The organism is Marinobacter sp. EVN1 (assembly GCF_000475375.1).
GTDB lineage: Bacteria > Pseudomonadota > Gammaproteobacteria > Pseudomonadales > Oleiphilaceae > Marinobacter > Marinobacter nauticus.
In genome coordinates, this window is record NZ_AXCB01000002.1 from 32,453 (window position 1) to 52,202 (window position 19,750).

The following is a 19,750-nucleotide window of genomic DNA, read 5'->3' on the forward strand; positions in this document are numbered from 1 at the left end:
CCGGGCATTAGTTATCCTCACTCCGATGTTGCTGTTCCCAAAGACGGGCGTAATGACCATCGCGGGCCAGCAACTCGTGATGACTGCCACTTTCGACAATCCGGCCCCCGTCCATCACCAGAATGCTATTGGCATCGCGAACTGTGGATAACCTGTGGGCAATCACCAGGGTAGTACGCTGGTGGCTGACCTCTTTCAGGGCACCGAGGATGGCCTGTTCGGACAAGGAGTCCAGGGAGGAGGTTGCCTCGTCCAGAATCAGTATTGGCGGGTTCTTCAGGATAACCCGGGCAATGGCCACCCGCTGTTTTTCGCCGCCAGACAACTTAAGGCCGCGCTCGCCGACTTTCGTTTCGTAGCCTTCTGGAAGGCTGTGGATAAAATCTTCCAGGTGGGCCATGCGCGCGGCCCGGTAGACTTCTTCCTCGGTCGCTTCGGGGCGGCCATACGCCAGGTTACGGTAAAGCGTATCGTTGAACAGTACGGTGTCCTGCGGTACCACCCCGATGGCAGAACGCAGACTGTCTTGGGTGACCGATCGAATATCTTGGCCATCAATCCGGATAGCGCCGTTATCGACCTCGTAGAAGCGGAACAGCAGCCGGGCGAGGGTAGACTTGCCGGCACCGCTGGCGCCCACCACCGCCACGGTATGGCCGGCAGGGATAGTGAAGCTAACGTCTTGCAGGATCAACCGGTCCGGGCGGTAGGCAAAGTGGATATGTTCGAAGCGTACCTCTCCGTTATCCACAACCAGGGGCCTGGCATCCGACGCGTCCTGGATTGCCGGTTGGTCACCCAGCAGTTTGAACAGACGCTCCACATTCACCAGGGCCTGGCGAATTTCCCGGTAGACAAAGCCCAGGGCATTCAGAGGAATGAACAGCTGGATCAGGTAGGCGTTGATCATGGTGAAATCACCCAGAGTGATTTCGCCGCTGGCCACTTCGCGTACCGCCATGGCCATAATGACGATCAGCGCCACGCCGATGATCAATGCCTGGCCAGCGTTCAGGGTGGCCAGCGATAGACGGTTCTTCAACCGAGCCTTTTCCCACTCATCCAGGTCCTGATCGTAAAGCTCGGCTTCGTAGCGTTCGTTGTTGAAGTATTTGACGGTTTCGTAGTTGAGCAGGCTGTCGATGGCCCGGGAGTTGGACTGGTTATCCCGGGCGTTGGCCTCCCGAACAAATTTCGTCCGCCATTCGGTGATCTTGATGGAGAACACCACATACACAACCACCGCCACCAGAATGGCGACGACATACCCGACGTTGAACACCACCAGCAGGATGCCCGCCACCAGCAGGATTTCCAGGATGGTAGGCACGATGTTGAACAGGGTGAAGCGCAGCAGAAAGCTGATGCCGTTGGTGCCGCGTTCAATATCCCGGGCCAGGCCACCGGTTTTACGGTCCAGATGAAATCCCAGTTCCCTCTGGTGCAGGTGTTCAAACACCCGCAGAGAGACCCGCCGCATAGCCCGCTCCGCGACCCGCGCAAACACGGCATCCCGCAGTTCGCTGAACAGGGTGGCACCAAAACGCAGGCTACCGTAGGCCACCACCAGCACAACTGGAATCCACAGCAGCATGTCGGCACCGTGGTTCTGGTCCAGGTAGTCGACAATGTATTTCAGTGCCACCGGGGTGGCGACGGTGGCCAGCTTTGCCAAAACCAGCATCGCCATAGCCAACGCGACCCGCCCCCTGAATTCCAGAAGATACGGCCACAGCCCGGAAATAATCGACCAGTCTGGCTTATGATCGGCGGGGTAGTCGTTGTCGGCGTAGGCTCTCAATGCAATATCCTTGAACTTTTGGAGATGTCGAGCGCCCGAGATGGGGAGCCTTTCCGGGACACGCTGTAAATACATCCCTGTACGCTCGACAAAAGCCATCCCTGGCTTTTGACGGTCCCGGAAAGGCTCCCCATCCCGTGCACTCTTGCTAACAGCTATGATACGTCTTCATTGGAGAACAAATCGTAAAACAAACGGCTTAATTAAACTTTGATCGATCAGGAGAGTGACCATCAGCCCGAACCATCGTAAAGCTCTAAGACTTGTCATAGAGTTTATCAGCCCCTACCGACGAGCCGTGATCGGTGCGCTGATTGCCCTGGTTATTACCGCCGGCATCACCCTTGGTCTGGGCCAGGGCCTGCGCATTCTGGTCGATCAGGGCCTGGCCACGCAGTCTCCGGACAACCTCGCCAAAGCCATCGGCCTGTTTTTCGTGCTGGTACTTGGCCTGGCCTTTGGTTCGTTTGCCCGATTCTACCTGGTGTCCTGGATTGGCGAACGGGTGGTGGCAGACATTCGCAAACGGGTATTCAATCACCTGATCGATCTCACGCCCAGCTTCTTTGAACAGAACCGGGCCCTGGAGATTCAGTCCCGGTTTACGGCTGACACCACCGTACTGCAATCGGTGATTGGCTCCACCGTCTCCATCGCCCTGCGCAACACGCTGATGCTTATCGGCGGGCTGATTCTTCTGTTTGTCACCAACGCCAAGCTGGCCAGCATCATCCTGCTGGGGTTTCCGCTGGTGATTGCGCCGATCCTGTTTTACGGCCGCCGGGTGCGGGCGCTGTCCCGACTGAGTCAGGACCGGGTGGCGGATGTTGGCAGTTATGTCGGGGAGAATCTCAGTCAGATCAAAACCGTACAGGCCTTCAATCATCAGCCTCACGACCGCCGCTACTTCGCCGTGGTTTCTGAAAAAGCCTTCGATATTGCCCGGCAACGGATTCGGCAGCGCGCCTGGCTGACCACATTGGCGATTTCCCTGGTGATGGGCGCCGTCGGTATTGTCATCTGGATTGGCGGGCTGGATGTAATTCATGGCCGAATCTCACCGGGTGAGCTGGCAGCCTTTGTGTTCTACAGCCTGCTGGTGGGGGTCGCGGCTGGAGCCATCAGTGAGGTGATTGGCGAATTACAGCGCGCCGCCGGTTCCGCAGCTCGCCTGTTTGAGCTGCTGCAGACCGAGCCGGAGCGGCGTCCCGAGACGGGAACGGACAGGCTCCCGGGCACAGTGACCGGCGCAATTACTCTGGATAACCTGAGCTTCAGCTATAGCGGGCGCACGGAACGGCCAGCGCTTGCCAGGGTCTCTCTGGAGATCCAGCCGGGTGAAACCCTTGCCCTGGTCGGTCCGTCCGGTGCCGGTAAATCCACGTTGTTTGATCTGCTACTGGGTTTCTATCCGCTACAGGACGGTTCTATCCGGTTGGAGGGCATAGACACCGCCAAGGTTCCACTGGCTGACCTGCGACGGTGTTTCGCTCTGGTGCCGCAGAATCCCGCCCTGTTTCATGGCACTGTCGCCGATAATCTGCGCTACGCCCGGCCCGAGGCCAATCAGGCTGAGATCGAGCAGGCCGCCCGTATTGCCCACGCCCACGAATTTATTCAGGCCCTGCCACAGGGTTACGACACGCCCCTGGGTGATGCCGGCCAGGGCCTTTCCGGTGGCCAGAAACAACGACTGGCGATTGCCCGTGCGCTGTTGGCCGACGCTCCGATTCTGCTGCTTGATGAAGCCACCAGCGCCCTGGATGCGGAAAGCGAGCACCTGATTCAGCGGGCCATGCCGGCGCTCACGGAGGGCCGGACTACCCTGGTGATTGCTCACCGGCTGGCAACGGTGCGGGATGCCGACAGGATCGCGGTATTTGACGAAGGCCGACTGCTGGCAGTGGGCAGTCACGACCAGTTGATCCGCGATAACGCGCTGTACCGGCGCCTGGCCAGCCTGCAATTCCGGGACACGGGGAGCCAGACAGAACACTGAGTGCCCCGTTGGTCGGTTTGTGTGTTGGGTGCGTACTCCCTACACTGGTACTAGAAATTCCTAATCCTGACACAGGGAGACACGCAAAGTGAGCAACAAAGAATTGCAGGCACTCAAAGAGCGATACGTCGCCGCGGGCGCAGCAAGCCCCAATGATCAATTTGCAGATCACGCCCTGAACGCAGAGGTCTGGGACGCAGATGGCAAACGCATGATCGATTTCGCCGGCGGTATCGGCGTATTGAACATCGGCCATCGACATCCTAAGGTGGTTGAGGCCGTCAAGGCGCAGCTCGACAAACTGATGCACACCTGCCAGACGGTGATGCCCTACGAGGGCTACGTGAAGCTGGCCCAGAAACTGAGCGAAGTGGTGCCGGTAAAAGGCCACGGCAAGGTCATGCTGGCCAACTCCGGCGCCGAGGCATTGGAAAACGCGGTCAAGATTGCCCGCGCAGCCACCGGCAAAAACAACGTTATCTGTTTTGACGGCGGTTACCACGGCCGCACCTTCTTCACCATGGCCATGAACGGCAAGGCCGCCCCTTACCAGACCTCCTTCGGGCCCATGCCCGGCCTGGTCTACCGCGCGCCTTACCCGGTGCCTTACCATGGCATTTCCGAAGAAGAGTCCCTGCGTGGCCTGGCGATGGCCATGAAGGCCGACTCCCCGGCCCATGAGACCGCCGCCATCGTATTGGAACCGGTTCTGGGTGAGGGTGGTTTCTACCCGGCACCGCCAAGTTTCCTGAAAGCCATCCGCAAGATCTGCGATGAAAACGACATCATGATGATCGTGGATGAAGTGCAAAGTGGCTTTGGCCGCACCGGCAAGCTGTTCGCCATCGAACACAGTGGTATTGAGCCGGACATTATGACCATGGCCAAATCCATGGCCGATGGCATGCCCATCTCGGCCATCGTCGGCACGGACAAGGTGATGGACTCCTCCGGCCCGAACTCCCTGGGCGGTACCTACACCGGCAGCCCCACCGCGTGCGCCGCCGCCCTGGCGGTGTTCGATGTCATCAAGGAAGAAGATATCCTTGGCAGGAGCCAGCGCCTGGGCGAGAAACTCAGAACCCGGTTCGACCAATGGCAGGAGCAGTTCACCCATGTGGACAACGCTCGCAATCTGGGCCCCATGGCGGCCTTTGAGCTGGTGGAAAGCAAGGATAATCACAAGCCCATGCCAGAACTGGCCGGGGCCATTACCAAGAAGGCAAAGGAGAAAGGACTGATCCTGCTGAGTTGCGGTATGCACGGCAACACACTGCGGTTCCTGATGCCGGTGACCATCGAAGACGAAGTGCTGGAAGAAGGGCTGAATATTGTTGAGGAATGCCTGAAGGAAGTGGGCGCCTGAACCAGGCGGTTACGTCTGACTTCCTATTCGTCGTATACTGCCGGAAGCTCTTTCCGGCAGTGCCCCCTCGGGTTCTGCCGTTGATTCACCGATCAGGCGGTAACCATGACGTCCCAGAGTAATTCTCCCACTCCCGACCACCAACCCAGACCCTGGATCGACCTGCTGGTCAGTATCATCATTCCCTCGGTGATTCTGATGAAGTTCAGTGGTGACGAGCACCTCGGCAGCGTCAATGCGCTGATCATCGGCCTGGCGTTTCCCCTGGGCTGGGGCCTGTTCGAGCTGGTGCGCTACCACAAGAAAAACTTCATCGCCTTGCTGGGCCTGATCAGTGTCGGCCTCACCGGCGGCATTGGCTTGCTGGAACTGGATGCCGGCTGGCTCGCCATCAAGGAAGCGGCCGTGCCCGCCGTCATTGGTCTGGCGGTACTGGTGTCTACGCGCACCAGGTACCCCCTGGTCCGTACTCTGCTTTATAACCCGAATGTGCTGGACGTGGACAAGATTCAGGCCTCACTGGAAGAAAAGAACTGCGTGGAGGAGTTTGAAGGGCGCCTACTTAAGGCCAGCTATTTCTTTGCCGGCACCTTCCTGTTCTCGTCCATCATGAATTATGTGCTGGCAAAATGGATTGTGGTGAGCCCTTCGGGCACCCAGGCCTTCAATGAGGAACTGGGCCGCATGACCCTGGTGAGCTATCCGATGATTGCCATCCCCTCCATGGTGATGATGATGCTGATTTTCTATTATCTCTGGCGCACCATCCGGCGCCTGACGGGGTATACCCTGGAAGAGGTGATGGCGCCACATCTGATTGAAAAGGAAAAAGAAAAGGAACGGAAGAGGGCAGAGTCCGGGTCCTCGAAATAGGTTATTACAACACCGGTTTCCGGGTTCCCCGGACACCCATAAAAAAACGGTGGCATCCACAAGGAGCCACCGTTTTTTATTGCCAACAAGGTTTGTCTGATCAGATATCCAGGTTGGTCACTTCCAGCGCGTTGCTCTGGATGAAGTCCCGCCGTGGCTCCACATCATCCCCCATCAGTGTGGTGAAGATCTGGTCAGCGGCAATCGCATCCTCAATGGTAACCTTCATCATCCGGCGGGTTTCCGGATCCATGGTGGTTTCCCACAGCTGGTCCGGGTTCATTTCGCCCAGCCCCTTGTAGCGCTGAATGCCCAAGCCACGCTGGGCTTCCTTCATCAGCCACTCCAGGGCGCCCTCAAAGGACAGCACAGACTGCTTGCGCTCGCCCCTCTGGATGTAGGCGCCATCCTCGATCAGCCCCTCCAGGGTCTCGCCCAGGCGCGCAATGGCACCGTAGGAAGAAGACTCAAAGAAGTCATGACTGAATACATGCTCATGGGGAATACCATGCACAAAGATCGTGACCTTGGGCAGGTACAGGCCCCGTTCCTCATCGCGAGTCACGGAGAAGGTGTACTTGGTACCGGTTCGGGTATCCAGATCAAGACCTTCACCCAGGCGCGCCACCCAGCGGGCCACTTCGGTCTCATCCCTCAGGTGTTCCGGCTTGAGTGTGCTGTTATAGACCATTTGTTGCAGCACCTTGGCCGGGTAGGCCCGGGACAGGCGATCAATCATCGCCATCACTGCCTGATAGTCCTTCACCATGGTTTCCAGGGCTGAATCCTTGATGGCCGGTGCTTCCGGGTTCACATACAGCTGGGCGCCTTCCAGGGCCGTCTGGGTCAGATAGGCTTCTTTCGCCTTCTCGTCCTTCAGGTATTGCTCCTGTTTGCCACGTTTGACCTTGTACAGCGGTGGCATGGCAATGAATACATGGCCACGCTCGATGATTTCCCGCATCTGGCGGAACAGGAAGGTCAGCAGAAGAGTACGGATGTGAGAACCATCCACATCGGCATCGGTCATGATGATGATGGAGTGATAGCGGAGTTTGTCCGGATTGAATTCTTCCCGGCCGATGCCACAACCCAGCGCGGTGATCAGGGTACCGACCTCGGCAGAGGACAGCATCTTGTCAAAGCGGGCTTTCTCGACGTTCAGGATCTTACCTTTCAGGGGCAGGATGGCCTGGGTCTTACGATCACGGCCCTGCTTGGCACTACCACCCGCAGAATCACCCTCCACAATGAACAGTTCGGAGAGGGCAGGGTCTTTTTCCTGGCAGTCCGCCAGCTTGCCGGGCAGGCCGGCGATGTCCAGGGCACCCTTGCGGCGGGTCATATCCCGAGCTTTGCGGGCTGCTTCCCGGGCACGGGCCGCTTCGATCATCTTGTTGACGATCTGCTTGGCTTCGTTGGGTTGCTCCTGCAGGTACTCCGCAAAGCTCTGATACAGTTCCTGCTCCACCGCCGTCTTCACTTCCGAGGACACCAGCTTGTCCTTGGTCTGGGAGGAGAACTTGGGATCGGGCACTTTCACACTGATGATAGCGGTCAGGCCTTCCCGGGCATCATCACCGGAGGTCGCTACCTTGGCTTTCTTGCCCAGGCCTTCATGATCAATGTAGTTGTTCAGAGAGCGGGTCAGTGCTGCCCGGAAACCGGCCAGATGAGTACCACCATCACGCTGGGGAATATTGTTGGTGAAGCAGTAGATGTTTTCCTGGAAGGCATCGTTCCACTGCATGGCCACTTCTACCGCAATGCCATCTTCCCGCTCACGGTTGAAATGGAAGACACGGTTGATGGCCGTCTTGTTGGTATTCAGGTGCTCAACAAAGGCCCGCAGACCACCTTCATACTCAAAGATCTCCTCCTTGCCTGAACGCTCATCCGTCAGGCGGATACGCACACCACTGTTCAGGAACGCAAGTTCCCGCAGGCGCTTGGCCAGGATGTCGTAATGGAACTGGATATGAGTGAAGGTTTCCGGCGAGGGAATAAAGTGAACCTTGGTACCGGAGGCATCGGTTTCACCGACTTCGCCCAGGGGCGCATTGGGCACGCCGTGGGTGTAGCTCTGCTCGTAGACCTTGCCATCCCGGCGGATGGTGAGGGTCAGCGAGGAAGACAGGGCGTTGACCACAGACACACCTACGCCGTGCAGACCGCCGGAGACCTTGTAGGAGTTGTCGTCGAACTTACCACCGGCGTGCAACACAGTCATGATGACCTCGGCGGCCGAAACACCTTCCTCTTCATGTAGATCGACTGGGATACCGCGACCGTTGTCTTTGACGGTAATGGATTCGTCCGGGTGGATGATGATGCCGATTTCAGAACAGTAACCAGCCAGAGCCTCATCGATGGAGTTATCCACCAACTCAAAGACCATGTGATGCAGCCCGGTGCCATCGTCGGTATCACCGATGTACATGCCGGGCCGTTTACGCACCGCGTCGAGTCCTTTGAGGACTTTGATACTGGAGGAATTGTAGTTCGATTCACTCATTAAAAGAGACTCCTGGAGGTGAGCCCAGCCCTGGCGACACGATCATTCGCGAACCCGCCTGGCTCAGCTATTCTTCCGTCAATTGTCCATGTTCCACGTGGAACATTCTGTATTCAGGTGTATCCCCATCGTGCCACAACGTGTCCGGTTCCGGATGCTCGATGGAGGTGATAAACACCTGACAACGCAGTTCCTGTAAGTTGCGAGCCAGCATAACGCGATGACGAACATCCAATTCGGCGTTGATATCGTCCAACAGAAACGTCACCTGTTTGCCAAGATCACTCAACACCTTGCCCTGAGCAATCTTCATCAAGATCACCAGTGTCTTTTGCTGACCCCGCGAGAAGGTTTCCGCCACCGGACGACCACCAAACTTCAGGCGGATATCCGCCCGGTTCGGGCCGTACAACGTATGGCCCATCCGACGTTCCTGTTCGCGATGGTTAACCAGTACTTCGGTCAACGCTGTGCTTCGATCCCAGCCCGGATAAAAGTCCATCTTCAGACCTTCCACCCAGGGCGCATCCAGCTCCGCCAACACCGATTCAAAAGCGATCTTGAAGCGGTGGAAAACGGTTTCCCGGATGACACTCAACGACTCCGCCAAGGCGCCGTACTGGGAATCCCAGACCCGCATCAACGATTCATCCAGTCTACCATTTCTTAGCATTTGATTCCGCTGTGACGTGACTCTCTGAACCTGTTGCCACAGGGAAGAAAAGGAAGGTTCCACGTGGAACACTAACCAATCCAGAAACTGCCGACGCTTACCCGGGCCACCAGCAACAATGTCGAATACGCCGGGATCAATGACCGAGACCGGCAGATGCATCGCCAGAAACGAAAGACTGCGAACCGCCTCACCATCTACCCGCAACTGGGTTTCTTTCAGGCTGACGTCCCGGGAAATGCCGATCCTGTGCACAACGTTATCCGCAGATTCGCACGTCATTAGACCCGAATCCAACGCCCCGAAGACAGTCAGCTTCGGCTGCCCGTGGGCCACCACTGCCTGATGCCGGCTGACCCGAAACGACCGGCCAAGGCCAAGATAGCCAATTGCCTCCAGCACACTGGTTTTACCACTGCCATTGGCGCCATAAAGAAGATTGAAGGACGGTGAAAATTCTACAGGCGCAGATAACAGGTTTCGGAAATGCTGTGTCTGGAGTTTGACTAGCGCCATGGGTAACTGAGTGCTCAGGCTGAGAATTCGGACGACCAAAACGAGAAAGGGCGATACCGTTTCCGATATCGCCCTAGTGTACTAGAAACCCCGGTAGACCGGTTAATGAAGCATGGTTAGCCGTTCGTCCATGAACACATCCATTTCTGGCGCCAGGATGTGAACATAGCGGTCGAAATACAAGAACTGCTTGAGCAGCAAGGCGAATTCACGGGGGAAATGCAAACCGTGACTTTCGCCAACCTTTACCATGTCCATCAGGATATTATTCACGTCGTCCTCGGCCTGTTCCACTTCATAGGGCACATCATCCGGCACCATGCGATCCATCTGACGATACAGACGCTGAAGATCAGCAGACAGATCGTCCACCCGCACGGTATGCCGGGTGACGCCAATCCGGATCATGGCGTCGGCCATACCGTCAAAATTGCCCACCATAATCGCGGAAATGAAATCACTCACGGCCTGCCAGGTATCCGGCCTGATACGACCGACAATCCCGAAATCGATAAAACCAACCCGGCCATCCTCAAGCACCATCAGGTTACCGGCATGAACGTCTGCGTGAAAAAACTCGCACTGGGTCAGGCTGGCGAACCAGGTATTCATGGCGGTAATCAATGTCCGCTCCGGATCCCGGGAAAAGCCTCGAATACTTTCCAGATCCGTCAATGGAACCCCATGGAACCGCTCCATGGTCAGAATCCGGCGAGTACTGCAATGCTCGTACACCCGCGGCACGGTCGCGTCTTCATTGTGGGTGTTCTGCAGAAATTCCCGGAACACTTTCAGGTTGTTGGCCTCTTTGATGAAATCGCACTCTTCCATCATGGTTTTCTGAATTTCATCCACAATGCCGGACATGGAGGTCCAGGAAAGTTTCGGGGCCAGCGTCTCGAGCATTCGGGCAGACAGGTAAAGAAAGTTGAGGTCCGTCAGCAGAATGTTTTCCACACCCGGCTTCTGAACCTTAATCACCACTTCTTCACCCGTTACCAGGCGAGCAGCATGAACCTGGGCAATGGATGCCGAAGCCAGTGCAACCGGATCAATTTCCGAATACACCTGATCAATAGGGCGACCAAGCTCGTCCCGGATGATCTTCTTGATTACGCTGAAAGGAAGGCTCGGGGTTTTGTCGAGGCAGAACTGGAACTCCTCAACATATTCCTTGGGGAAAAAGGTCGGTGAGCTGGCAATAAACTGTCCCAGCTTGATGTAGGTTGCGCCCAGACTTTCGAAGGTCTGCCTTAACAGTTTCGGGGCAGGGGGCCGATCGCCCCGAACCCAGTTTACCCCGGTGCGGCCAAGCACAGACAGGGTCTGACCGATCCTGAACGCGCCTTTGATTCCATTCGTTACGGCACCCATAGAGCCCTCCAAACCTGATTACAGTCGCATCGGCATGACAACATACAGGCAGCGGTTGTCGTTCTGAGCCTCAATCAGCGCACTGCTGTTGGGATTCGACAACGTAATCTTCACCTGGTCATCATCCAGTGCATTCATGACATCCACCAGATAGCCTACATTAAACCCGATCTGCAGTGATTCGCCCTGATACTCCACCGGCAACGCATCTTCGGCCTGTTCCTGATCAGGGTTATTGGCGAACACCTGCAACTGGTTGGGAGAAAGGTTCAGGCGCACACCACGGATGTTCTCGTGGGACAGAATGCCCGCCCGCTGCAGGGTACTTTTCAGCGTTGAACGATCAGCCAGTACGGTCTTGTCACCGCCCCGCGGGATCACCCGGTTGTAATCCGGGAACTTGCCTTCAATCAACTTGGAGGTAAAGGTATAGCTGCCCACCGTCGCCCGCAGATGATTGTCACCGATGACCAGCGTAACCGGCGATTCTTCATCATCCAGAAGCCGGGCCAGCTCCAGTACACCTTTACGAGGCACAATAACCTGCCGCAACTCCGGACACCCGGTATCCAGATCGAACTGGGCCATGGCCAGACGATGACCATCGGTAGCCACAACCCGGGCATGGTTAACATCCACTTCCAGCAGCAGTCCGTTCAGGTAATAACGCACATCCTGCTGGGCCATGGCGAACGCGGTGGCATCCAGCATGCGGCCAAGCTCTTTCTGTGGCAATGCCAGGCGGAAGCTTTCCGGCTCATCTTCGACATTGGGAAAGTGCTCCGCCGGCAGCGTCGACAGGGTAAAGTGGGAATTTCCGGCGCGCAGATGCAGACGATCGCCTTCCAGTGCCAGATCGATAGGCGCCTCATCCCCCAGGGCCCGGCAGATATCCGCCAACTTCCGCGCCGGAACCGTGATACGACCAGGCTGATCCACATGGACTGGTGCTACCCGAGCCACCAGCTCCACTTCCATATTGGTACCGGTCAGTGTCAGCGTATTGTCTTCCGCTTCCAGCAGGACGTTGGACAACACCGGCATGGTCTGTTTCTTTTCCACAACGCCCGCGATGCTTTGCAGCGGGGTGATCAGTGATTCACGGCTGATGGTCAGTTTCATGGCACTCGGCTTCAGTTATCGGAAGTGAATGTATGTGTTGTTCGTACAGGCCACCTTCAATCAGGTGGTCAGCAATCTCATAAAATTCTGATAATCCTCACGGATACCGGGATCGGTTTCCTGCAATTCAACAATCTTTTTACAGGCATGCAGAACGGTGGTGTGGTCACGCCCACCGAACGCGTCGCCAATCTCCGGCAGGCTATGATTGGTCAGTTCCTTGGCCAGGGACATAGCCACCTGGCGCGGCCGGGTGACTGTGCGAGTGCGGCGTTTGGACAGCAGATCCGCCACCTTGATCTTGTAGTACTCAGCCACCGTTCGCTGGATATTATCGATGCTCACCTGCTTTTCATGCAGGGCCAGGAGATCCTTGAGGCTCTCACGGATAAACGGCGGGGTAATCTCCGAGCCAGTGAAGTGAGCATTCGCTATCACCAGACGCAGCGCGCCTTCAAGCTCACGAACGTTCGACCGGATTTTCTGTGCAATAAAGAACGCGGCCTCACTGCTGAGTTTCACATTGGCCTGTTCCGCCTTCTTCATCAGGATCGCCACCCGTGTTTCCAGTTCCGGAGGCTCGACCATCACCGTCAGGCCCCAGCCAAAGCGGGATTTCAGCCGCTCCTCCATATCAGAGATTTCTTTCGGGAAACGGTCACAGGTCACAATCACCTGCTGACCACCTTCAAGCAGCGCGTTAAAGGTGTGGAAAAACTCCTCCTGAGAGCGTTCCTTGCGGGCGAAAAACTGGATATCGTCAATCAGTAGGGCGTCCACCGACCGGTAATAGCGTTTGAACTCATTGATGGCGTTCAGCTGCAGTGCCTTGACCATGTCGGCCACAAACCGTTCCGAACGCAGATAGGCTACCTTCGCGCGCGGGTTGCGACGCACAATCTCATTGCCAATGGCATGCATCAGGTGGGTTTTACCCAGGCCCACACCGCCATAGAGAAACAGCGGGTTGTAGGCACCACCGGGGTTTTCTGCCACCTGCATGGAGGCAGCCCGGGCCAGCTGGTTCGATTTACCCTCGACAAAGGTATCGAAGGTAAAGGTTTCGTTAAGAAAACTCTGGTGTTTGATATCACCTTCTACCTGCACCGGACGGCGCTCGGCCTGGGCCTTGGGTGCCGGCGCAGACATCGCTCTTGGTGCTGAGTCCGCAACAGTAGCCGCAACACTTCTTTCTTCTTCCGTAACGGTCTGCTCGGTTTCTTCCGAGACCCGGACCGGCGGCGCCACTTCGGAGCGAACCACCGGATCTGTGGGCTTGGGCGCAGAGCCCACTTTCATCATGACTCGTGGCGCCTGACCACCATTCAGATCCTTCAATACTTCTTCTATACGGCGGAGGTATTTTTCGTTGACCCAGTCCATCACAAACCGGTTCGGGGCAAACAGCATGAGCTGCCCTTCCCGGTGATCAGACTGAAGGGGCCTCAACCAGGTATTGAACTGCTGTGCGGGAAACTCATCCCGGAGTACTTCAAGACATTGATGCCACATACTGTTCGGCACGACCGCCTGCTCCCGAAAACCTGACTGATAAGGCACCGTTAAACCAACGCCAACCGGTGCCTGAAGTGACCGGAGATTCTAACCTGCACGAGCCTTCAGTAAAAGGCCGGAAACCTTTGTCATAAACACCCTGTGGAAACTTTTCTTCATATTTTTCAAATTGTTTCAGACATATCTACAGCCTTGTGTACAGAAAATGCCTGAAAAAAAGTTATTCACAGGAGCTTGTGCAAAGCCGGGGTTCAGTCCTGTGGGAAAGATCTTGACGGATACTTGCATAACTCGGTTCACCATCACCTATCCCACTTGTGCACAATCCGTGATGACGAAATCCACAGGGCTCACGGGTATCTGTCACAAGCTTTGTCATGGCGTTAATCTCATGATTATTCAGATTAAATTTTTCTTATCCACAGAAATCAAGGTGCCTAATAACAGTAATAAATATCTTTGAAAGAATTTTAAAAAGACCTTACAGATTCTATTACTCGCCATGTCGGTTAGTACCCATGCCAGAATCTTGCCTGACCAAACTATAACCATTGAACTTGCACCGGTATTTGACTAGAATGCCGCTCCTGTTTTGGCTGTCTATTTTCCAGCCAGTGATCAATGTCCATCGACGATTTGTGAGAACATCACCATGAAAAGAACATTCCAACCGAGCGTCCTGAAGCGCAAGCGCGTTCACGGTTTCCGTGCCCGTATGGCGACAGCCAATGGTCGCAAGGTACTGTCTCGTCGCCGTGCCAAGGGCCGTGCACGCCTGTCTGCGTAATCTGAAGCCTGCCTCATGAAGGCCTTGACGTTTCCGAAGTCTCACAGACTGTTGAAACCTTCGGATTACAGCAGGGTCTTCAATGACGTAACGCTGAAAGTTCCGCACAGGAATTTTCTGATCCTGGCCTCTGCCAACACATTGGGACACGCCAGGGTCGGATTGATCTTCTCCAAGAAGAATCTTCGGCTCGCCGTTCAGAGAAACCGGATCAAGCGTCAGGTCAGGGAAACCTTCCGGCTTCAACCCGATCTGCCAGGCCTTGATATCATTGTGCTCGGCCGCCAGGGTCTGGATCAGCTGGATAACGATACGGTCCGATCTTCGCTGAATGATCTGTGGCACCGGGTGAAGAAAAAGTACCGTCAGTCCGCGCCTGATCAATCCGTCGGCAATCCCAGAGGTACGGAGTAATGCGTCAACTCCTGCTCTTGCCCATCCGGTTCTACCAGTATGCCATCAGCCCGATGATGGCCAGCCATTGCCGTCATTACCCTACCTGTTCACAATACGCCCTCGAGGCCATCCAACATCACGGACCTCTCAAAGGCAGTTACCTGGCAACAGCCCGGTTACTCAGGTGTCATCCCTGGGCCGAAGGCGGTTATGATCCGGTACCGGGAACGGAACTGAACACGGCGCCAAGCTCCGGTCAGGCCTGCAATCCGACAGAAAGCACTCATTCCACTACTCAGACCAGACACTAAGTTTATGGATATTCAACGCATTGTTTTGTTTGCCGGCCTCGCCATTGTCAGTTACCTGATGGTACTTGCCTGGAACGAGGATTATCACCAGCCTCAAACAGAACAGGTTGCCGAGGCGCAATCTCCCTCAGACAGCAGCGCTACCAGCACCGATGACATGATCCTGCCTGAGGATAACAACGCCGGCAGCGAAGAATTTGCAACGCCGGAGACCGCCTCACTGGCATCAACCTCCGCCAACGGCAATCAGGATCTGGCAGATCGCTTCATTACCGTGACCACGGATGTATACGAACTGAAGATCGACCGAGTAGGCGGTAATGTGGTTGACAGTTCCCTGTTGCAATACGACGAATCTCTCGACAGTGAACAGCCTCTGAAGTTGCTGACCAACACCCGTACCCGCACCTATCTTCTGGAAAGTGGCCTGATCGGTCGCGATGGCCCGGATGGCAGCCAGGCCGGCGACGCTCCGGTATTTCAGGCAGAAACCGGCAGTTACCAGTTGGAGGAAGGGGAAGATGAACTGACCATCGATCTGGTGTACACCGCTGCCAACGGGGTAGCCATCACCAAGCGCTATCATCTGGCCCGCAACAGCTATCAGATTGATGTCAGCTACCTGATTGACAACCGCTCTGATAGCCCATGGCAAGGTAATTTCACTGGCAAGATTGTGCGCGATCAGGCTCCTGATCCCACATCCCAGGCCAGCATGGGTATCCGGGCCTATCTGGGCATGGTTATCAGCACTCCTGAAGATCCGTATGAGAAGTACGATTTCGAGGATCTGTCCGAAAACCGCGTCAATCAGTCGGTCACCAACGGCTGGCTGGCCTTCCTGCAGCATTACTTCCTGACTGCCTGGGTTCCTGAGCGCGACCAGAAAGCCCAGTTCCAGACCACCCGACGGGGCGACCTGCATGTCATGGGCTTTGTCTATCCTGCGACGACGGTAGCACCGGGTGAGACCGCTGAAGTCGGTGCCACAGCTTATGTGGGCCCCAAGATTATTGATCGGCTGGAAGCACTGGCACCAAACCTGGATCGCACCGTCGATTTTGGCTGGCTGTTCTTTATTTCCTTGCCGTTGTTCTACATTCTTGAGTGGTTCTATGGCCTCGTCGGTAACTGGGGTGTCGCCATCATCCTGCTGACGGTGTTGGTAAAAGCGGTCTTCTTCCACCTCTCCGCCACCAGTTATCGTTCCATGGCAAAAATGCGCGCGGTCGCTCCGCAGCTGACCCGCCTGAAAGAGCTCTATGGCGACGATCGCCAGCGCATGTCCCAGGAAATGATGGCGCTGTATAAGCGCGAGAAGATCAATCCGCTGGGTGGCTGTTTGCCGATCCTGGTGCAGATGCCGGTGTTCATCTCGCTGTATTGGGTACTGTTTGAAAGTGTCCAGCTGCGCCACGCACCGTTTATGCTGTGGATTCAGGATCTGTCCCAGATGGACCCGTATTTCATCCTGCCGATCCTGATGGGTGCCAGCATGTTCATCCAGATGAGCCTGAACCCGACGCCGCCGGACCCAATGCAGGCCAAGATCATGAAGCTGATGCCGCTGATCTTCACCGTGTTCTTCCTGTGGTTCCCGGCCGGTCTGGTTCTGTACTGGCTGGTCAACAACATTCTTTCGATCTCGCAGCAGTGGTACATTACCCGCAAGATCGAAGCGGAAACGGCAGGCAAGAAGTACTGATTCAACAGTGCTTCTGACCTGACAAAGGCTCCCTTGTGGAGCCTTTGTTATTTCTATTTCAGGAAAACCAAGATGCAGCCAGCTACTGACACCATTGCCGCCATCGCCACCGCCCCGGGCCAGGCTGGCGTGGGGATTGTCCGGGTGTCCGGCCCCAGGGCAACGGATATTGCCCGCTCCATGCTGGGCTTTGAGCCAAAACCCCGGTATGCCCACTACGGCCCGTTCCGGGATCGGCAGGGAGAGCTCATTGATGAAGGCATCGGCCTGTACTTCCCCAATCCGAACTCCTTTACCGGCGAGGATGTATTCGAACTACAGGGCCACGGCGGTACCGTGATCCTGGATATCCTGTTGCGGGAAGTCTGCAGCCTGGGCGCCCGGCTGGCCCGGCCCGGTGAATTTTCCGAAAGAGCGTTTCTCAATGACAAGCTGGACCTGGCTCAGGCTGAGGCCATTGCAGATCTGATTGAAAGCAGCTCGGAACAGGCGGCCCGCTGCGCCGTGCGTTCCATGCAGGGGGTGTTCTCCAAACGTGTGGATAACCTGGTGGAGGCCATCACCCATCTGCGCATCTACGTGGAAGCGGCCATCGATTTTCCGGAGGAAGAGATCGATTTCCTGGCCGATGGCAAGGTTGCTTCTGACTTGCAGGGGCTGCTGGAGCAGGTGCAGCAGATTCTCGGTGAAGCCCAGCAAGGCACCATTCTGCGGGACGGCATGAAAGTGGTTATTGCTGGCCGGCCCAATGCCGGCAAATCCAGCCTGCTGAACGCCCTCGCGGGTCGGGAGGCTGCGATTGTCACCGCCATCGAGGGCACGACCCGGGATGTGTTGCGGGAACATATCCACATCGATGGTATGCCGCTGCACGTTATTGATACTGCCGGCCTGCGGGACAGCCCTGACGAAGTGGAACAGATTGGTATCGCCCGGGCCTGGGAAGAAATCCGCCAGGCCGATCGGATTTTGCTGATGGTGGATGCCACCACCACCGACAAAACCGAACCCCATGAAATCTGGCCCGACTTTATTGATCAACTGCCTAAGAGCGCGCCGGTGACGGTGATCCGGAACAAGGTGGATCTGTCTGGCGAACCGGTTGGCATCAGCGCCGAGCCCCATCAGACCGCCCCGGTCATCCGCCTGGCGGCAAAAGCTGCCGATGGCCTGGAAGTTCTGCGTGAGCACCTGAAAGAATGCATCGGCTTTGCCAGCACCACCGAAGGTGGCTTCCTGGCCCGGCGTCGGCACCTGGATGCTCTGGAACGTGCCCGGGATTCCCTGCTGCAAGGCCAGACCCAGCTGGAAGGTTACGGCGCCGGTGAATTGCTGGCCGAAGATCTGCGGGCCGCTCAGGATGCCCTCGGGGAAATCACCGGGCATCTGACCCCGGATGAGCTTCTGGGTAAGATATTCAGCAGTTTTTGCATCGGGAAGTGAAGTGGTAAAAAAAAGGGTTATCCACAGCAACCAAAAGCAAATCAAGTAACTGTTTATAAAGGGTTTTATTCTTTCTCGCTGTTTTTGTCTTTCCATTTTTCTCGATGATTTACCCCGAGAGTACCCCGAAGTATGGTCTTGGGGGACTCTTGGGGTACAAATGGAGGAAAAGGTGAAAATCAGCATCGAGATTCGGAAACCAGATACAGAAGGAAAGCGGGCAATCCGCCTGATTTACTATGGCGGTTCCTACACAGATCCGGAGACGGGCAAGCGTCGGCATAAGCGATCTCGGGAATCCTTGGATTTGTTCCTGTATGACAAACCCAGAACGCCTGCGCAGCGTCATCACAACAAGGAAGCCGAAAGGGCAGCTGAAGCCATTCGCGCCAAAAGGCTTTACGAGTACGAAACCGGGAAGCACGGGCTCGGAGGCAGCAATCAACTAAAGGCGAGCTTCTTCGATTATTTCCAGTCCATCACGGATGAGAAGGCCGAAGGAAGCCAGAGTAATCATTCAGTTTGGGTATCCACACTCAAGCACCTGAAAGTTTTCCACAAGCTGCCAGACCTGACGTTTGAGGAGGTCGATCAAACCTTTCTTGAAAGATTTCGCCATTATCTTATCCACACGGCTAGAACCAAAAGCTCTTCGCCCCTGAGTTCCAATACCCAAAGCGCTTATTTCAACAAAGTTCGTGCGGCCTTAAATCAGGCGGAACAACAAGGTCTGATTCATGACAACCCGGTCCGTAGGGTAAAAGCTATCAAGCCAGAGAATAACAAAAGGGTCTATCTGACCGAGGAAGAGCTCCGAGCATTAGCCAAGGCAGAATGCAGGTATGAAGTGTTGAAACGAGCTTTTCTGTTTTCCGCTTGCACGGGCTTACGCTGGTCCGATGTTCAAAAACTGACCTGGAGGGAAGTCGAGCGGTTCTATGATGGCTATCGAGTTGTGTTCAGGCAGAAAAAGACCAAAGGGCTTCAATATTTAGATGTGAATAAAACGGCCGTGTCTCTGATGGGCCATCCTTCGGATCCACAGGAACGCGTGTTTAAAGGCTTAAAATATAGCAGTTGGCACAACATGGAACTGATGAGATGGGCTATGGCGGCCGGAATCACGAAAAAAATCACTTTCCACAGTGCGAGGCATACGTTCGCTGTTATACAGCTTTCCAGGGGGGTGGATATATACTCTGTATCACGTCTTCTAGGCCATTCGGAACTTCGGACTACCGAAATATATGCAGATATCATCGAAACTAAGCAGCGCGAGGCGATGATCCAGTTCCCTGACGTATTATCAGAACCGCTACCTTCCAGTGGATATTGAAATGGCAAGGGCTGGCTC

Annotated in this window: 15 protein-coding genes; 9 read left to right on the forward strand and 6 right to left on the reverse strand. The window is 55.8% G+C overall.

The features are described 5' to 3' along the window. Window positions 1-7: 7 nt before the first annotated feature. Window positions 8-1,801, reverse strand: coding sequence for an ABCB family ABC transporter ATP-binding protein/permease (locus Q674_RS21740; RefSeq protein WP_023007660.1), 1,794 nt, complete (start codon window positions 1,799-1,801; stop codon window positions 8-10). A gap of 226 nt (window positions 1,802-2,027) precedes the next feature. Between Q674_RS21740 and Q674_RS21745 the strand changes: the two genes are divergently transcribed. The 3 genes from Q674_RS21745 (at window position 2,028) to Q674_RS21755 (ending at window position 6,039) form a co-directional block, all read left to right on the forward strand. Further along, on the forward strand, window positions 2,028-3,800 hold the full coding sequence (locus tag Q674_RS21745) for an ABC transporter transmembrane domain-containing protein (RefSeq protein WP_023007661.1): 1,773 nt from the start codon (window positions 2,028-2,030) through the stop codon (window positions 3,798-3,800). Window positions 3,801-3,888: 88 nt separating this feature from the next. Next, window positions 3,889-5,166 (forward strand): aspartate aminotransferase family protein, encoded by a 1,278-nt coding sequence (locus tag Q674_RS21750; protein WP_023007662.1) that lies wholly within the window; start codon window positions 3,889-3,891, stop codon window positions 5,164-5,166. Between the two features lie 105 nt (window positions 5,167-5,271). Continuing rightward, window positions 5,272-6,039 (forward strand): VC0807 family protein, encoded by a 768-nt coding sequence (locus Q674_RS21755; protein ID WP_011783587.1) that lies wholly within the window; start codon window positions 5,272-5,274, stop codon window positions 6,037-6,039. A gap of 100 nt (window positions 6,040-6,139) precedes the next feature. Here Q674_RS21755 and gyrB read toward each other — a convergent pair whose 3' ends face one another. The 5 genes from gyrB to dnaA form a co-directional block, all read right to left on the reverse strand. Then, a complete protein-coding gene (gyrB, locus tag Q674_RS21760) occupies window positions 6,140-8,554 on the reverse strand; it encodes a DNA topoisomerase (ATP-hydrolyzing) subunit B (protein WP_023007663.1) in 2,415 nt (804 codons plus the stop codon). Between the two features lie 67 nt (window positions 8,555-8,621). Next, a complete protein-coding gene (recF, locus tag Q674_RS21765; RefSeq protein WP_023007664.1) occupies window positions 8,622-9,743 on the reverse strand; it encodes a DNA replication/repair protein RecF in 1,122 nt (373 codons plus the stop codon). A 102-nt stretch (window positions 9,744-9,845) separates the two neighbouring features. Continuing rightward, complete coding sequence (locus Q674_RS21770; RefSeq protein WP_023007665.1) at window positions 9,846-11,117, reverse strand: ABC1 kinase family protein; 1,272 nt, start codon at window positions 11,115-11,117, stop codon at window positions 9,846-9,848. An 18-nt stretch (window positions 11,118-11,135) separates the two neighbouring features. Beyond that, entirely contained in the window at window positions 11,136-12,239 is a 1,104-nt protein-coding gene (dnaN, locus tag Q674_RS21775) for a DNA polymerase III subunit beta (RefSeq protein WP_014419997.1), read from the reverse strand. 60 nt (window positions 12,240-12,299) lie between these two features. Then, entirely contained in the window at window positions 12,300-13,763 is a 1,464-nt protein-coding gene (gene dnaA, locus Q674_RS21780) for a chromosomal replication initiator protein DnaA (RefSeq protein WP_011783582.1), read from the reverse strand. 643 nt (window positions 13,764-14,406) lie between these two features. On the opposite strand from dnaA, the gene rpmH reads away from it, so the two are divergent. From rpmH to Q674_RS21800, 6 genes are all read left to right on the forward strand, one after another. Further along, a complete protein-coding gene (gene rpmH, locus Q674_RS40740) occupies window positions 14,407-14,541 on the forward strand; it encodes a 50S ribosomal protein L34 (RefSeq protein WP_008940054.1) in 135 nt (44 codons plus the stop codon). A 15-nt stretch (window positions 14,542-14,556) separates the two neighbouring features. After that, window positions 14,557-14,955 carry a ribonuclease P protein component gene (rnpA, locus tag Q674_RS21785; protein ID WP_023007667.1) on the forward strand — a complete coding sequence of 133 codons (399 nt, stop codon included), beginning with the start codon at window positions 14,557-14,559 and terminating at the stop codon, window positions 14,953-14,955. Further along, complete coding sequence (gene yidD, locus Q674_RS40745; RefSeq protein WP_081698900.1) at window positions 14,955-15,248, forward strand: membrane protein insertion efficiency factor YidD; 294 nt, start codon at window positions 14,955-14,957, stop codon at window positions 15,246-15,248. The genes rnpA and yidD overlap by 1 nt, the downstream gene beginning before the upstream one ends. Window positions 15,249-15,252: 4 nt before the next feature. Beyond that, window positions 15,253-16,953, forward strand: coding sequence for a membrane protein insertase YidC (gene yidC, locus Q674_RS21790; RefSeq protein ID WP_023007668.1), 1,701 nt, complete (start codon window positions 15,253-15,255; stop codon window positions 16,951-16,953). A gap of 72 nt (window positions 16,954-17,025) precedes the next feature. Continuing rightward, the gene (gene mnmE / locus Q674_RS21795; RefSeq protein ID WP_023007669.1) at window positions 17,026-18,396 is read left to right on the forward strand and encodes a tRNA uridine-5-carboxymethylaminomethyl(34) synthesis GTPase MnmE; all 1,371 of its coding nucleotides are present in this window, start codon (window positions 17,026-17,028) and stop codon (window positions 18,394-18,396) included. Between the two features lie 172 nt (window positions 18,397-18,568). Then, window positions 18,569-19,732, forward strand: coding sequence for a site-specific integrase (locus Q674_RS21800; protein ID WP_031209541.1), 1,164 nt, complete (start codon window positions 18,569-18,571; stop codon window positions 19,730-19,732). Window positions 19,733-19,750 lie beyond the last annotated feature (18 nt).

Bases quoted from the DNA above. Each gene is read 5' to 3' on its own strand.
- Q674_RS21755 (WP_011783587.1), top strand. From the start codon at position 5,272: ATGACGTCCCAGAGTAATTCTCCCACTCCCGACCACCAACCCAGACCC.
- gyrB (WP_023007663.1), bottom strand. From the start codon at position 8,554: ATGAGTGAATCGAACTACAATTCCTCCAGTATCAAAGTCCTCAAAGGA.
- recF (WP_023007664.1), bottom strand. From the start codon at position 9,743: ATGGCGCTAGTCAAACTCCAGACACAGCATTTCCGAAACCTGTTATCT.
- Q674_RS21770 (WP_023007665.1), bottom strand. From the start codon at position 11,117: ATGGGTGCCGTAACGAATGGAATCAAAGGCGCGTTCAGGATCGGTCAG.
- dnaN (WP_014419997.1), bottom strand. From the start codon at position 12,239: ATGAAACTGACCATCAGCCGTGAATCACTGATCACCCCGCTGCAAAGC.
- rpmH (WP_008940054.1), top strand. From the start codon at position 14,407: ATGAAAAGAACATTCCAACCGAGCGTCCTGAAGCGCAAGCGCGTTCAC.
- rnpA (WP_023007667.1), top strand. From the start codon at position 14,557: ATGAAGGCCTTGACGTTTCCGAAGTCTCACAGACTGTTGAAACCTTCG.
- yidD (WP_081698900.1), top strand. From the start codon at position 14,955: ATGCGTCAACTCCTGCTCTTGCCCATCCGGTTCTACCAGTATGCCATC.
- yidC (WP_023007668.1), top strand. From the start codon at position 15,253: ATGGATATTCAACGCATTGTTTTGTTTGCCGGCCTCGCCATTGTCAGT.
- mnmE (WP_023007669.1), top strand. From the start codon at position 17,026: ATGCAGCCAGCTACTGACACCATTGCCGCCATCGCCACCGCCCCGGGC.